The sequence below is a fragment of the Thalassobacillus pellis genome (genome assembly GCF_016908295.1).
Taxonomy (GTDB): domain Bacteria; phylum Bacillota; class Bacilli; order Bacillales; family Halobacillaceae; genus Thalassobacillus; species Thalassobacillus pellis.
In genome coordinates this window covers 468,522-482,701 of sequence record NZ_JAFBDO010000002.1, presented here as the reverse complement: position 1 = coordinate 482,701, position 14,180 = coordinate 468,522, and the positions used below count along the sequence as shown (strand labels likewise).

The 14,180-nt window shown below is 42.6% G+C and carries 15 protein-coding genes; all 15 read left to right on the top strand.

Annotation, left to right across the window (positions count from 1 at the left end):
* The first annotated feature begins 144 nt into the window (after positions 1-144).
* On the top strand, positions 145-1,449 hold the full coding sequence (gene trmFO / locus JOC33_RS08230) for an FADH(2)-oxidizing methylenetetrahydrofolate--tRNA-(uracil(54)-C(5))-methyltransferase TrmFO (RefSeq protein ID WP_205092014.1): 1,305 nt from the start codon (positions 145-147) through the stop codon (positions 1,447-1,449).
* Between the two features lie 64 nt (positions 1,450-1,513).
* Positions 1,514-2,422: a tyrosine recombinase XerC gene (xerC, locus tag JOC33_RS08225; protein ID WP_205092013.1), complete on the top strand. Its 909-nt coding sequence runs from the start codon at positions 1,514-1,516 to the stop codon at positions 2,420-2,422.
* A 12-nt stretch (positions 2,423-2,434) separates the two neighbouring features.
* Positions 2,435-2,980, top strand: coding sequence for an ATP-dependent protease subunit HslV (gene hslV / locus JOC33_RS08220; protein WP_205092012.1), 546 nt, complete (start codon positions 2,435-2,437; stop codon positions 2,978-2,980).
* A gap of 15 nt (positions 2,981-2,995) precedes the next feature.
* Entirely contained in the window at positions 2,996-4,390 is a 1,395-nt protein-coding gene (gene hslU, locus JOC33_RS08215) for an HslU--HslV peptidase ATPase subunit (protein ID WP_205092011.1), read from the top strand.
* Positions 4,391-4,415: 25 nt separating this feature from the next.
* Complete coding sequence (gene codY / locus JOC33_RS08210) at positions 4,416-5,195, top strand: GTP-sensing pleiotropic transcriptional regulator CodY (RefSeq protein ID WP_205092010.1); 780 nt, start codon at positions 4,416-4,418, stop codon at positions 5,193-5,195.
* 625 nt (positions 5,196-5,820) lie between these two features.
* On the top strand, positions 5,821-6,216 hold the full coding sequence (gene flgB, locus JOC33_RS08205; RefSeq protein ID WP_205092009.1) for a flagellar basal body rod protein FlgB: 396 nt from the start codon (positions 5,821-5,823) through the stop codon (positions 6,214-6,216).
* Position 6,217: 1 nt separating this feature from the next.
* Complete coding sequence (gene flgC / locus JOC33_RS08200; RefSeq protein ID WP_205092008.1) at positions 6,218-6,673, top strand: flagellar basal body rod protein FlgC; 456 nt, start codon at positions 6,218-6,220, stop codon at positions 6,671-6,673.
* Between the two features lie 18 nt (positions 6,674-6,691).
* On the top strand, positions 6,692-6,997 hold the full coding sequence (gene fliE / locus JOC33_RS08195; protein WP_205092007.1) for a flagellar hook-basal body complex protein FliE: 306 nt from the start codon (positions 6,692-6,694) through the stop codon (positions 6,995-6,997).
* Positions 6,998-7,064: 67 nt separating this feature from the next.
* Positions 7,065-8,666 carry a flagellar basal-body MS-ring/collar protein FliF gene (gene fliF / locus JOC33_RS08190; RefSeq protein WP_205092006.1) on the top strand — a complete coding sequence of 534 codons (1,602 nt, stop codon included), beginning with the start codon at positions 7,065-7,067 and terminating at the stop codon, positions 8,664-8,666.
* Between the two features lie 12 nt (positions 8,667-8,678).
* Positions 8,679-9,689, top strand: coding sequence for a flagellar motor switch protein FliG (gene fliG, locus JOC33_RS08185; protein WP_205092005.1), 1,011 nt, complete (start codon positions 8,679-8,681; stop codon positions 9,687-9,689).
* A complete protein-coding gene (fliH, locus tag JOC33_RS08180; RefSeq protein ID WP_338054502.1) occupies positions 9,661-10,449 on the top strand; it encodes a flagellar assembly protein FliH in 789 nt (262 codons plus the stop codon). Before fliG ends, fliH begins: the two co-directional genes overlap by 29 nt.
* The gene (gene fliI, locus JOC33_RS08175; protein ID WP_205092003.1) at positions 10,442-11,761 is read left to right on the top strand and encodes a flagellar protein export ATPase FliI; all 1,320 of its coding nucleotides are present in this window, start codon (positions 10,442-10,444) and stop codon (positions 11,759-11,761) included. The genes fliH and fliI overlap by 8 nt, the downstream gene beginning before the upstream one ends.
* The gene (gene fliJ, locus JOC33_RS08170; protein ID WP_205092002.1) at positions 11,761-12,210 is read left to right on the top strand and encodes a flagellar export protein FliJ; all 450 of its coding nucleotides are present in this window, start codon (positions 11,761-11,763) and stop codon (positions 12,208-12,210) included. Before fliI ends, fliJ begins: the two co-directional genes overlap by 1 nt.
* Before the next feature lie 4 nt (positions 12,211-12,214).
* Entirely contained in the window at positions 12,215-12,793 is a 579-nt protein-coding gene (locus JOC33_RS08165) for a MotE family protein (RefSeq protein ID WP_205092001.1), read from the top strand.
* A gap of 29 nt (positions 12,794-12,822) precedes the next feature.
* A complete protein-coding gene (locus JOC33_RS08160) occupies positions 12,823-14,175 on the top strand; it encodes a flagellar hook-length control protein FliK (protein ID WP_205092000.1) in 1,353 nt (450 codons plus the stop codon).
* Positions 14,176-14,180: the final 5 nt, after the last annotated feature.

Below are 14,180 nucleotides of genomic sequence, written 5' to 3'. Positions count from 1 at the left end.
TTTTTTGCTATTTTCTATTCCATCCTCCACAATGGAGAAAGAAGTCGAAAAATCTTTCATAACGATTGACACGCAGAAAGAGTACGGTTATAATTACCGGATGGTAAGGGGATTTACTTGACAGTGAATGAAAGGAGTTATCCTATGAATACACAAGTTGTTACTGTGATAGGAGCAGGTCTAGCAGGTAGTGAAGCAGCATGGCAGCTGGCGAAACGAGGCCTACACGTCCACTTATATGAAATGAGGCCGACGAAACAAACGCCAGCTCACCACACGGATAAATTTGCAGAGCTGGTTTGCAGCAATTCCTTAAGGGCGAATGCCCTTACGAATGCAGTCGGAGTCATTAAGGAAGAAATGCGGACACTTGATTCCATCATTATCAAGGCAGCAGATCAGTGCCAGGTTCCTGCAGGGGGAGCACTTGCTGTTGACAGGCATGAGTTTGCAGGATATGTGACGGAACATGTGAAAGACCACCCTAACGTAACAGTATTTAATGAAGAGATTGAAAAGATTCCGGATGGACCGGTTATTGTAGCTACCGGACCGTTGACCTCAGAGTCTTTGTCAAATCAGTTAAGAGATATGACCGGGGAGGAGTATCTGTATTTCTACGATGCGGCAGCCCCGATTATTGAAAAAGACTCGATCGATATGGATAAGGTATACCTGAAATCCCGTTATGATAAAGGAGAAGCAGCTTACCTTAACTGTCCGATGTCTGAAGAAGAATTTGAACGTTTTTATCAAGCACTGACGGCTGCAGAAACAGTCCCGCTCAAGGAGTTTGAAAAGGAAATTTTCTTTGAAGGCTGTATGCCGATCGAAATGATGGCAGAACGAGGCAAAAAGACAATGTTGTTCGGTCCATTGAAGCCGGTAGGTTTAGAAGATCCGAAAACAGGAAAGACTCCTTATGCAGTGGTACAACTTCGACAGGATGATTCAGCGGGAACACTTTACAATATGGTAGGCTTTCAGACACATTTGAAATGGGGGCCGCAAAAAGAAGTATTCCGTCTGATACCAGGCCTTGAAAATGCTGAAATAGTCCGTTATGGTGTGATGCACAGGAATACATTCATCAATTCTCCCAACCTGTTAAAGCCGACATACCAGTATAAAGACAGGGAAGACTTGTTTTTCGCAGGTCAAATGACTGGAGTAGAAGGTTATGTCGAATCAGCTGCTGCAGGATTGATCGCTGGAATCAATGCTGCACGACTAGTACAAGGACAGGAACTGCTGGTCATGCCTCATGAGACAATGATGGGAAGTATGGCCCGATATATCACTACAACCAATCCAAAACATTTCCAACCGATGAATGCAAACTTCGGGCTTATCAAGCCGCTTGATGAAAAAATCAAAAATAAAAAAGAACGAAATGAAGCTTATGCTCATCGAGCGTTGGAAACTATTCAGAATTTTGTTACAATTTAGTTAAAACGATTGCTAAAGCTGATTGAATTGTGATAAAATTTAAACGCCTTGAAAGAGGTGGGCTATGGATATTTTACAAGATGCTAAAAATCAATTTCTGGAATATATGCAAATCGAAAAAAATGCATCTTCATTAACGATTCATTGTTATGAAAAAGATGTAGAGGCATTTTTTCTTTTTATGCAATCAGAAGGAAACACAAGGATAGAGGATGTCGATTATCCTCTCATTCGTATTTATTTGACTCGTCTGTATGAACAGAAACTGTCCCGAAGAAGCGTTTCCCGTAAGCTTTCCTGCCTGAGGTCTTTTTACCGATTTCTTGAAAGAGAGGAAAAGGTGAAACAAAACCCTTTTCTGAACGTATCATTACCGAAGGATGGAAAACCGATCCCTGAGTTTTTCTATCAGGAAGAACTGGATAAATTGTTTTCTGTGAACGATTTAACAACCCCTCTTGGGCAGAGAGATCAGGCGTTACTTGAACTTATGTATGCCACGGGAATACGTGTAGCCGAGTGTGTCGGTGTGCAAGTGGAAGATGTTGATTTCCAGATCGGAACCCTCCTTGTTACCGGGAAAGGCCGGAAGGAAAGATATGTTCCATTCGGCCAGTTCGCCGAGACAGCATTAAAGCGCTATCTTTCTGATGGAAGGAACCATTTGATCGGAAAAAAAGGGACAGAAACATGTAAATTGTTTTTGAATGCAAAAGGCGGCCCTCTTACAGATCGGGGAATTCGCCTCATCCTGAATAAAATGGTGGATAAAGCTGCACTGACAGTCAGGATCCATCCCCACAAGCTACGGCACAGTTTTGCAACTCACATGCTGAATCAGGGAGCTGATCTCCGGGCTGTCCAGGAGCTGCTTGGCCATGAACATCTTTCATCAACCCAGATTTATACACATGTGACAAAGGATCATTTACGTAACATATACAATAACAGTCATCCACGAGCAAATAAGTAGAGGTGATGGGAAATGAGTCAACAATTTCATGCAACAACCATTTTTGCTATCCAGCATCAAGGTAAATGTGCTATGACCGGTGATGGCCAAGTAACGCTGGGCAACCAAGTTGTCATGAAACATAAGGCAACGAAGGTCAGGCGGTTATTCAAAGGCCAGGTCGTTGCAGGGTTCGCAGGCTCTGTGGCAGATGCCTTTACCCTGTTTGAAAAATTTGAAGCGAAGCTGGAAACCTATAATGGTAATCTCGCAAGAGCAGCTGTTGAACTCGCCAAGGAGTGGCGGAGCGACCGTGTACTTAGAAAATTAGAGGCAATGCTGATCGTCATGAATAAAGAAGAAATGTTCCTTGTATCAGGAACCGGTGAAGTGATTGAACCGGATGACGGTATTCTGGCGATTGGATCAGGGGGTAATTATGCTCTCAGTGCCGGAAGGGCTCTGAAACGTTATTCTCCTGATAAAAGTGCAAAAGAAATTGCTGAAGCCGCCTTGCAAATTGCAGGTGAAATATGTGTCTTTACCAATGATCAAGTAACCCTTGAGGTTATTGAATGAGGAGGGCGCTAACAGATGTCATTTGAATTGACTCCAAGACAGATTGTCACCAAGCTCGACCAGTATATCATAGGTCAACGTGACGCCAAGAAGGCTGTGGCGGTTGCATTGCGAAACCGGTACCGTCGCATGCAGCTGGATGACCAGCTTCGTGAGGAGATTGTTCCGAAAAATATATTGATGATTGGCCCCACAGGGGTTGGTAAAACAGAAATCGCCCGTCGCCTGGCTAGATTGGTCGGTGCACCGTTTGTTAAAGTAGAAGCTACCAAGTTCACAGAAGTCGGCTATGTGGGCAGAGATGTCGAGTCCATGGTACGTGATCTTGTGGAAACAGCCGTACGAATGGTGAAGGAAGAGAAAATGGAAGAAGTGCAGGAAAAAGCCAAAGAGCAGGCAAATAAGCGACTTGTGAAACTTTTGGTTCCATCGAAAAAGAAACAGAATAATTTTAAGAACCCTTTGGAAATGCTTTTCAACCAGCAACCGGAACAAAATACCGATGATAATGGGCGGCAGGAAGAAGCAGAAATAGAAAGTAAACGCAGCCGTATCTCCAAACAGCTGGCATTAGGTGAACTCGAAGACCATATGGTTACCATTGAAGTTGAAGAACAACAGCCTTCGATGTTTGACATGCTGCAAGGTTCAGGAATGGAACAAATGGGTATGAACATGCAGGATGCCATGAACCAGTTCATGCCTAAGAAAAAGAAAAAGCGCCGCCTTCCTGTTTCAGAAGCACGGAAAGTCCTGACTCAGGAAGAAGCCCAGAAGTTGATTGATATGGATGAAGTGACACACCAGGCTGTTCATAAAGTTGAACAGTCGGGGATCATTTTCATAGATGAAATCGATAAAGTGGCAGCAAAAAGTGATAATCAGGCTAATGTATCAAGAGAAGGGGTACAGCGGGACATTCTGCCGATCGTGGAAGGCTCAACCGTTGTGACAAAACATGGCCCAATCAAAACCGATCATATACTTTTTGTTGCTGCCGGTGCGTTCCATATGGCAAAACCTTCTGATTTGATACCAGAACTGCAAGGAAGATTTCCGATCCGGGTAGAACTGGAAAAGCTGACCGTCGATGATTTCCGTAATATTTTGACAGAGCCATCTAATGCATTATTGAAACAATATACAGCTTTATTAGAAACAGAAGGTATAAAGGTTGAATTTTCTGACGATGCTGTTACAAAGCTCGCGGAAATTGCTTTTGAGGTAAATCAGGAAACAGATAATATTGGAGCCAGAAGATTGCATACGATTCTTGAGAAATTACTTGAAGATCTATCATTCGAAGCTCCGGATGTAACGATGGAGACAATACAAATCACACCTCAATATGTAGAAGAGAAGCTGAGCAGTATTGTTAAGAATAGAGATTTAAGCCGATATATTCTTTAAGAGGCAAAGTTAGGAGGAAAACATCATGCAATTATTAGAGCGTGCAAGAAAAATCAATTCGATGTTGCAAAAAACGACAGGAAAGTCTGTCAACTTCAATGATATGTCTGCAACCTTAAGAGACGTCATTGGAGCAAATATTTTCATTTTAAGCCGGAGGGGTAAGCTTTTAGGTTTCGCTATTAAACAGGAAATTGAAAATGAGCGAATGAAAGCGATGTTGTCTGAACGTCAATTCCCGGAAGCGTACACACAAAATCTTTTCACTATCCAGGAAACGACGGCAAATATTGATATCAACAGTGAATTTACTGCATTTCCTGTTGAAAACAGGGACCTGTTTGAGAATGGTTTAACAACCATTGTACCAATCATTGGCGGAGGAGAACGTTTAGGAACATTAATCTTAAGCAGAATCAGCGACAGCTTTGAAGAAGATGATCTTCTCCTTGCAGAATACGGGGCGACAGTTGTAGGTATGGAAATCTTACATGAAAAAACGGAAGAGATCGAGCAGGAAGCCCGCAGCAAAGCGGTAGTCCAGATGGCGATAAGTTCCTTGTCTTATAGTGAGCTCGAAGCAATCGAGCATATATTTGAGGAATTAGAGGGTAACGAAGGATTACTAGTTGCCAGTAAAATCGCTGACAGAGTAGGGATAACAAGGTCAGTGATCGTAAATGCCCTGCGTAAATTAGAAAGTGCTGGAGTCATTGAATCTCGTTCCCTTGGCATGAAGGGTACTTATATAAAAGTACTGAACAACAACTTTCTATTAGAATTACAAAAATTACGCACCAATTGATTTGTAAAAAGCGACCTTGTGAAAGATGCTTAAGGCTGACGAGAGAATCTCTCGTCAGCCTTTTTTTGTCGTTTTCCTGAAGTTCAAAGTGTAAGTCCCGTGTCTTTTTCTGTTTTAAGGAAATTCCAAAGAGCGAGAGCACTTCCACTCCTGCGGAAGAACGAGGGAGGCGAGATCGCCGAGCGTGGGTTTCGCGAGGAAGCTAGGGCGCTCGTCCGCCGAAAAGGAATGGTCCTTCGCTCCTGGGCGGGAAGAAAAAAGCTTGCGGAAAAGCAGAGGTTTCTCCACAAGCTGAAAAGATCTGTCCATTAGTTATGGACAGATCTTTTTACCTATACAAAAATGATAATTTTCAGAATCATTTCAAAAAGCCATTTCCTTTGGAATATTTGTATGTAATAATAGAAGCGAGCAATTCATTTTTCGACATAAACCAACATAAATACCAAAATTAAGATAAAATAGTAATATTATGTAACAAAATAAGACATATATGACCATTACGAAAGTCCTTTTTTGTAAGGTTTTCTAAAATTATCACGAATTCACATAGACACTTTCATTTGATTTACTTACAATGTTTTTGTAGTAAGGAAAATATTGTCGAAAATAGGGGTGATTAACCATGAACTTATTTGGGGGAACAATTCAGACGCTCGGTAATTCCTTAGATTATGCCACTCAAAAGAATAAAGTCATAGCGAATAATATCGCAAATGTCGACACACCTGGTTATAAAGCAAAACAAGCTGTTTTTAAAGATATATTACATAATGAACTGTCGGGTTCCTTCCAGGCAAAACGGACTCATCCCAGGCACATAGAATTTGATTCTTCTGGCAGAAGTCCATTTCGTGTGGTAACAGATAGAAATGCAACTTATAATCATAATGGCAACAGCGTTGATATCGATAAAGAAATGAGTGAACTTGCTAAAAATCAATTGTATTACCAGGCTGTTGTGGATCGAATGAATGGTAAACTACGTGGGTTAGAAACAGTGATTAAAGGAGGCAGATAGGATGACGATTTTCCACTCCATGAATGTCAGTGCAAGTGCTCTGACTGCTCAGCGAATGAGAATGGACACGATTTCCTCTAATATTGCCAATGCTGAAACGACGAGGGCAACTATTGGAGCGGACGGGGAATGGCTTCCTTACCGAAGGAAATCTGTAGTGTTCGAACCTCGCGGCAGCAGCTTCCACTCCTATCTTCAGCAGGCAAGAGGGAACTCCGCTTCTCCTGATAAAGGCGTCAGAGTGACGGAAATTCGAGAGGATGATGCACCATTCAGAATGGAATATAATCCCAACCATCCAGATGCGGATGAGAACGGATATGTTGCCATGCCGAATGTTGACCCATTGCGTGAAATGGTCGACCTAATGAGTGCAACTCGGTCATATGAAGCAAATGTAACTGCAATGAACGCTACAAAATCCATATTGTTAAAAGCATTAGAAATCGGCAAATAACCTGAGAGGTGATCGAATATGAACAACATTTTTCAAATCAATCAACCTTCTTCCCTGTTACAGCAGGTGCAAAATAATAACAACGTGACACCCGGAGAAGCACATGAACAATTTGCATCCAGTCTTAAAAATGCCATTGACAAGGTTAACCAGGCCCAAGTAGCGTCCGATCAAAAAACAGAGGCGCTGGCAAGGGGAGAAATCACTGATTTGCATGACGTGATGGTGACGGCTAAAAAAGCAAGCATCACCATGCAGCTTTCGGTAGAAATGCAAAACAAGGCAATAGAAGCATATCGGGAAATTATGCGTATGCAAGTATAAAACAATACTCCAATCATCTTCGTCATTATATGTATTCTTGTGAAGCGCGTTTTTTATGGGGGCAATTATGAGAAAAAAAATAATGAATTTTAAAGAAAAAACATTTGATTTCTGGAAGAGTAGAAGCATTGTCCAGAAAGGTGTCATGATCGGGGGGGTTATAGGGATCACGGCACTTCTAGTCTTGGTCAGCGTTTTCTCGGCTGGAAGCAATATGGTCCCTTTATACAGAGACCTGAGTTTGCAGGAGATCGGACAGATCAAAGCTGAGCTGGATTCAAGAGCGGTCCCTTATGAACTTTCTGATGGAGGCACAACGTTAATGGTGCCTGAAACAGAGGTGGAGAGTCTGCTGGTTGATTTAGCTGCATTAGGTCTTCCGGACAGTGGCAACATAGATTATTCCTTTTTCAGTGAAAATGCTTCATGGGGGATGACAGATAACGAGTTTAATATGATAAAACTCGATACCATGCAGACAGAACTGGCTAATATGATGATGAGAATCGAGGGAATAAAAGATGCGAAGGTGATGATAAACAAACCACCGGAGCCGGTATTTATCGGGGATGAAAAGCAGGAAGCCACAGCTTCGATCGTAGTGAACACCGAACCGGGATATCAATTTGAGGGGAAGCAGATCCAGGCTCTCTACCATCTTGTCTCTAAATCTGTACCGAACCTTCCTACTGAGAATATCGTCATCATGAATCAGAATTTTGAGTATTTTGATCAAATAAATAATGATACATTAGCAGGCAGCGATACATATACCCAACAGCAAAAGATAAAAGAGGACATTGAACGTGATATCCAGAGAAGAGTCCAACAGCTCTTAGGGGCAATGGTAGGGATGGAAAATGTTATAGCTTCTGTTACAACGGATATTGATTTCACGAAAGAGAACCGTGTCGAAGAGCTCATCGAACCTGCTGACCCTGAAACCATGGAAGGACTTCCAGTCAGTGTCGAGCGGATAACAGAAACCTACAGCGGAAACCCTCCAGTCGGAGGTGAGCCTGCCGGAGAAGGTGACATTCCTGGATATGAGGGCCAGGCAGAAGGCGATGGCGGAAATTATGAAATGGTAAAAGAAACAATCAACAATGAATTTAACCGAATAACCAGAGACATTGTCGAAAGTCCTTATAAAATTAGAGATATTGGAATTCAGGTAGCGATTGATAATTCGAAAGGCATCAATGAAGCAGGGGAAGTACAGTATTTGTCAGAAGCTGAGCAGGCTACTGTTCAGGAGAGTGTTCAGTCGATTCTTGACTCGATCATCACCACATCAATTGCCAAGCCGTATGGGGATGTGGAGTCAGCTGAAAAGGTATCCATCGTCTTCCAGGAATTCGCGAATCAAGGAAATGAACAAGCCCCTTCCAGTCCTGGCATTCCAATGTGGGTCTATATCGCAGGAGGTCTGGTTCTGTTCATCGTTCTGCTGCTGGCTTGGATGCTGTTCAGAAAGAAAGATAGATATGAAGACGAGGAAATTTTTGAGGAAGTCTATCATCAGGAGAAGCCTCCTATGGATATCCCGGAATTAGAGGATAACAAAGAGACAGAAGAAACTGTCAGGAGGAAGCAGTTAGAACGAATGGCAAAAGATAAGCCCGAGGACTTTGCCAAACTGTTAAGGTCCTGGATTGCCGAGGATTAAGGAGGTATATGGATGGCAAAAAAACATAAATTGACCGGAAGACAAAAAGCTGCCATTCTACTTATTTCTATGGGGCCGGATGTATCCGCTCAAATTTATAAGCACCTGACAGAAGAGGAAATTGAGAAGCTTACCCTTGAAATATCCTCTGTACAAAAAGTAGATTCCAGACAGAAGGAAGCTATCCTGGAGCAATTTCATCAAATTGCATTGGCGCAGGATTATATCACCCAGGGAGGTATCGGCTATGCCAAAACGGTCCTGGAAAAGGCCCTTGGTGAAAATGAAGCAGCCCATATCATTAACAGACTGACTAACTCTCTCCAGGTTAGACCGTTTGATTTCGCCCGAAAGGCAGATCCTGGGCAGATACTTAATTTCATCCAGAATGAACACCCACAGACGATTGCACTGGTGCTTACTTACCTGGATTCTGCTCAATCAGCGCAAATCTTATCAGAGCTTCCCCAGGAGATGCAGGCAGACATTGCCAAAAGAATTGCAGTGATGGATTCAACCTCACCTGAAATCATTAATCAGGTTGAACAAATACTTGAACGGCAGCTTTCAGCTACAGTTACACAGGACTACACCCAAACTGGAGGAATTCCTGCTGTAGTGGAAGTACTGAACGGTGTAGATAGGAGCACGGAGCGCACCATTCTTGATGCACTTGAAATTCAAGATCCAGACCTCGCAGAAGAAATCAAAAAGCGGATGTTCGTATTTGAGGACATTGTCACACTGGACAATCGCGCTATCCAGCGTGTGATTCGCGAAGTAGAAAATGATGATTTACGCCTTGCCCTTAAAGTTGCAAGCGAAGAAGTTAAAGATATTGTCTTTAATAACATGTCGCAGCGTATGGCAGATACATTCAAAGAAGAAATGGAATTCATGGGTCCTGTCCGATTGAAGGACGTAGAGGAAGCACAAACGAGAATCGTGTCTGTCATCCGCAGACTGGAGGATGTAGGAGAGATAGTCATTGCGCGTGGTGGAGGAGATGATATCATTGTCTGATTCCAGTGAATTTCATGGTCCAAATACACGAGTAATCAAGCTTCGCCCGGTGGCATTTCGAAACAATCAATCACCGGAGAAGGAACAGGAAGACTATACAAATACTCACCAGCGTGCAAATCAAAAATTAATAGATGCGGAGAAGCAACTGGATTGGGCGCATAAAGAGGCTGACCGCATCATTCAACATGCGAAAAGAGAAATTCAAAAGGAAAAAGAAACCTGGGAATCTGAAAAAAAAGCATTAGTGAGACAAGCTGAGGAAACAGGATTCTCTGAAGGTCTGAAAAATGGTCAAAAGCAAGGTTTTGAGGAGTATAGGGAAAATATAAGCAAATCCAGAACCATCATTGATAAAGCAAAAGAGGATTATAGACAAATAGTGGCTTCGAGTGAAGAAATGATATTGGATTTGAGTATAGAGGCCGCCAGAAAAATTCTGAAGCACTACATAAATGAAAAAAAAGAGAATTTCCTTTTCCTGGTTAAAGCTGTACTTAAAGAAGTCCAACAGCAGCCTGAAATAATGATATATGTTCATCCAGATAAGTACGATCTGCTGTTAACACAAAAAGAAGAGCTTGAAAATTGTATTACAGCCAAATCAGAGCTTTTAATCTATGCGAAGGATGATGTCGACCCTCTACATTGTATGATTGAAACACCATTTGGAAGTATGAATGCTTCCGTTGATGAACAGCTCCTCGAGATTCGCAGGAAATTATTTGAGCTATATCAGGAAGGCGATGGAAATGAATAAACAGCTTTACCAGAATGCAATAGCTCAAACGGATACATATAAACGCTTTGGAAAAATTCATCGTGTGGTCGGATTAATGATTGAATCAAAAGGGCCGGAAGTATCCATAGGGGATGTATGCCTCATCCATACTCCTTCTCAGAATGGAAAAACCATTAAGGCAGAGGTAGTAGGTTTCAATAACGAAAATGTCATCCTCATGCCATTTAAAGAAGTGAGGGAGATCAGTCCCGGGAGTCTGGTAGAAGCAACTGGAACATCCTTGAAGGTGAAAGTAGGTATGGGCTTGATTGGCAAAGTTCTTGATGCAATGGGATCCCCACTGGATAACCAGCCATTACCTAAAGGTCTGAAAAGCTATCCAACCGATCAACAGCCGCCGAATCCGATGTCACGCCCGACAATAAAAGAACCTTTGCAAGTCGGTGTTAAGGCGATAGACTCCCTTCTAACTATGGGAAAAGGGCAGCGGGTTGGTATCTTTGCCGGAAGTGGTGTTGGTAAAAGTACGCTGATGGGGATGATTGCCAGAAATAGCTCAGCCAGCATCAATGTCATAGCTCTGATAGGTGAAAGGGGCAGAGAGGTACGCGAGTTTATTGAAAACGATCTTGGTGAGGAAGGACTCAGAAAGTCAGTAGTAATAGTCGCTACTTCTGACCAGCCTGCGTTGATGCGTATTAAAGGAGCTTATACAGCAACTGCAATCAGTGAGTATTTTCGGGATATGGGCTTCCAGGTAAACCTGATGATGGATTCCGTCACCAGAGTAGCTATGGCACAGCGTGAAATCGGACTTGCTGTAGGAGAGCCTCCTACTACTAAGGGGTACACACCTTCCGTTTTTGCTATCTTGCCCAAGCTTCTGGAACGGACCGGAACCAGTAAATTCGGTACAGTAACGGCATTTTACACCGTCCTTGTTGATGGAGATGATATGAACGAGCCGATAGCTGATACGGTAAGAGGGATTCTGGATGGACACTTTGTACTTGATCGGAAATTAGCTGAGCAGAATCAATTTCCAGCAATAAACGTCCTGCGCTCCATCAGCAGGGTAATGAACCAGGTGGTTGATTCCAGACACAGAGAAGCCGCAGACAATGTCCGCTCTTTACTGGCAACCTACGAGGAAAACCGCGAGTTGATCCAGATAGGTGCCTATAAAAAAGGGACAGACAGCAATATTGATGCTTCTATTCGAGCAAATCCAGCCATCGTCCAATTTTTGAAACAAGGTATGTATGAACAGTCAACGTATGAGGAGTCCATCAAACGCTTGGCAGGACTTAATAATGGGAGTGACCGCTAGTGGCAACTTTACAGACGTTCCATAAAATCCTGGATATTCATGAGCGGGATAAAAAAGCAGCACAAAAGCAATATCAGCAATCTGTAGAAACATTCGAGCAGATTGCAACCAAACTATATGAAACTTTGAAAAAGAAAGAAAATGCAGAAGCATTTCTGGAACAAAAGTTGAGGATTGGGAGTTTACCTGCCCAATATATCGCTCACTACCGTGATTTTCTGAATCGTTTGGATTTAGAGGTCAAGACTCTTCAGCCCAAGGTGCAACAGGCACGAAGTGATATGACATGGCAACATTCATTATTGTCTGAAGCACACATTGAAGTAAAAAAATATGAGAATTTAATTGATAGGAAAGTAAAGCGGTGGGAAGAACAACAGCGTTTGGAAGAAAACAAGGAAATGGATGCTCTTTCCATCAGGCAATTTTCAGCACAAGGAAACAGGTGATTGTATGGCCAAGTCGAGCTACGAAGATACGAAATCTACAAACAAGCTGCTTTGGTTCACTTTTGCAGTTATCATACCCGTGGCATTTGCTATTCTGCTGGCGATTATCGTCATGACCATAGCCGGCATAAATGTTGGTGATCAAGTCAGTAAATATACGAAAAATATACCGGGTATTTCCTCGATATTTTCTGAGGAAGAGAAACCGGCTATCGAACAATCCACGGGAAAAAGTCGTGAACTTGAACAAAAAGAGCAGGTGATTATGCAGCTTGAGGAAACACTTTCTGGAAAAACAGCCATGGTTGAAGATTTAGAGCAGCAGGTCAAAGATCTTGAAGCAAAGCTCGAGGCTGCAAAAAATACCGAAGAAGAAAACAAGGAAGAATCCCTTCAGATGATTTCTTCCTCCTTTAAGGATATTGACCCAGAGGAGGCTGCACCGATCTTTGCAAAGCTCGATAAGCAGATAGCAGTAAAGGTGCTTGGGAATATGCCTCCTGGAGAACGGGGAGCGGTGTTTGCAGCGATGGAGCCGGAACTTGCAGCTGAGCTGACCAGCCTGATTATCGAAAAGAATTAAGATAGAACACTTTGAAAGGAGGTGAATCAATGGTTAACGGAACATTAACGGGAGTTTCTTCGGGACAAATCAGCGGTATTCCAATGAAAACTGCTGCCAAAGACGCCAGTCCATCCACAGAGGAATTTAGACAGTTGATGTTAAAGCTTGGTTACGGAGACAATCCGTTTTCTGGAACAATTCCATCTGAATGGAAAGCCCGAGCAAACAATGTAAAGCAGCTGATCTCCAAATTGGAAGATGGAAACACCGATATTTGGAAATTGATTAAGGATGACCCCGTACTTGTGAAACTGTATGAAAAATTGCCATCCCCATTACGGAACTGGATCGAAGAAGCTCATACAACGGAACTAAATAATATCTTAGCTAGCCTTTCCAGTAAAGAAATTGCAAGCGCTGATAATCTTTTGCAGAAAATTTATAACATGTCCAACGAAACTGCAACGGAAATGATTCCTTTGCAAGTTGAATGGATCAGAGCGGAAGAACCCGGTGATCGGCAGGAGGCTTTCAATCCTGCAGGGGTGCTTACGGCAATACAAGTCTTGCTGAAAGAAGCTGGAAAATTACCTGCGCAGTCTGCTGCTGATGGCAACATGAAAAAAATAGCTCGACAGCTGCTTGGACACCTGAACGACCTCGTTCAGGGAGGAAAAGTGAATCCTCAACGGATACTTGCTGAAATGGAAGGGATGAGTGGAAAAAAAGATTTTGCTGTTTTTAAAGAACTATTTGCTCTATACACAGGCAGATCGCAAATATCTCAAACAATGAAAGGCTACAGTACACAGACGTCCATCACCAGCAAGGATATGGCCAGATGGCTTAACCAAGCGTTGACTAACCAAAAAGTTGAGAATAACACTTACCAGGCAGGTAATATGCTGCAAGCTGGTACAGCTCTTTCAAAAGTGGAACAGTTTGTCATTCATGTGAATACGAATCATTCCCAGGAAGCTACACAGAAACAGCTGCTGACTGAAATGGAAAAAGTGATTAAAACAAGCAATTTCCAGCTTCAAAAAAATGGAACAATGGAAATACAAATGAAGCTGAAACCGGCGCATTTAGGTGAGATGCTTGTAAAAATGACAAGCGTAAACGGCGAAATGGCTGTAAAAATAATAGTTACTGCCCAGGCATCCAAAGAAATGTTGGAAGGGAATTTACATCAGCTGCGACACATGTTTTCACCACAGCAGGTGTTGATCGAAAAGGTGGATCCGCTAATGCAGCAGCTAACCACCCGAAACTTCCTCGAGGATTCACCAGATAATCGGGAGGAACAACAACCGCCTCATAAAAATGATGATTCTGGAACTGATGAGGAAGAAAAAGAACTAAGCTTCCACGACATGTTAATGAACGAGAAAGTGTAGGTGAT

What these genes read in the sequence shown, in the direction of transcription:
- trmFO (WP_205092014.1), top strand. Translation starts at nt 145, where the DNA reads ATGAATACACAAGTTGTTACTGTGATAGGAGCAGGTCTAGCAGGTAGT.
- xerC (WP_205092013.1), top strand. Translation starts at nt 1,514, where the DNA reads ATGGATATTTTACAAGATGCTAAAAATCAATTTCTGGAATATATGCAA.
- hslV (WP_205092012.1), top strand. Translation starts at nt 2,435, where the DNA reads ATGAGTCAACAATTTCATGCAACAACCATTTTTGCTATCCAGCATCAA.
- hslU (WP_205092011.1), top strand. Translation starts at nt 2,996, where the DNA reads ATGTCATTTGAATTGACTCCAAGACAGATTGTCACCAAGCTCGACCAG.
- codY (WP_205092010.1), top strand. Translation starts at nt 4,416, where the DNA reads ATGCAATTATTAGAGCGTGCAAGAAAAATCAATTCGATGTTGCAAAAA.
- flgB (WP_205092009.1), top strand. Translation starts at nt 5,821, where the DNA reads ATGAACTTATTTGGGGGAACAATTCAGACGCTCGGTAATTCCTTAGAT.
- flgC (WP_205092008.1), top strand. Translation starts at nt 6,218, where the DNA reads ATGACGATTTTCCACTCCATGAATGTCAGTGCAAGTGCTCTGACTGCT.
- fliE (WP_205092007.1), top strand. Translation starts at nt 6,692, where the DNA reads ATGAACAACATTTTTCAAATCAATCAACCTTCTTCCCTGTTACAGCAG.
- fliF (WP_205092006.1), top strand. Translation starts at nt 7,065, where the DNA reads ATGAGAAAAAAAATAATGAATTTTAAAGAAAAAACATTTGATTTCTGG.
- fliG (WP_205092005.1), top strand. Translation starts at nt 8,679, where the DNA reads ATGGCAAAAAAACATAAATTGACCGGAAGACAAAAAGCTGCCATTCTA.
- fliI (WP_205092003.1), top strand. Translation starts at nt 10,442, where the DNA reads ATGAATAAACAGCTTTACCAGAATGCAATAGCTCAAACGGATACATAT.
- JOC33_RS08165 (WP_205092001.1), top strand. Translation starts at nt 12,215, where the DNA reads ATGGCCAAGTCGAGCTACGAAGATACGAAATCTACAAACAAGCTGCTT.
- JOC33_RS08160 (WP_205092000.1), top strand. Translation starts at nt 12,823, where the DNA reads ATGGTTAACGGAACATTAACGGGAGTTTCTTCGGGACAAATCAGCGGT.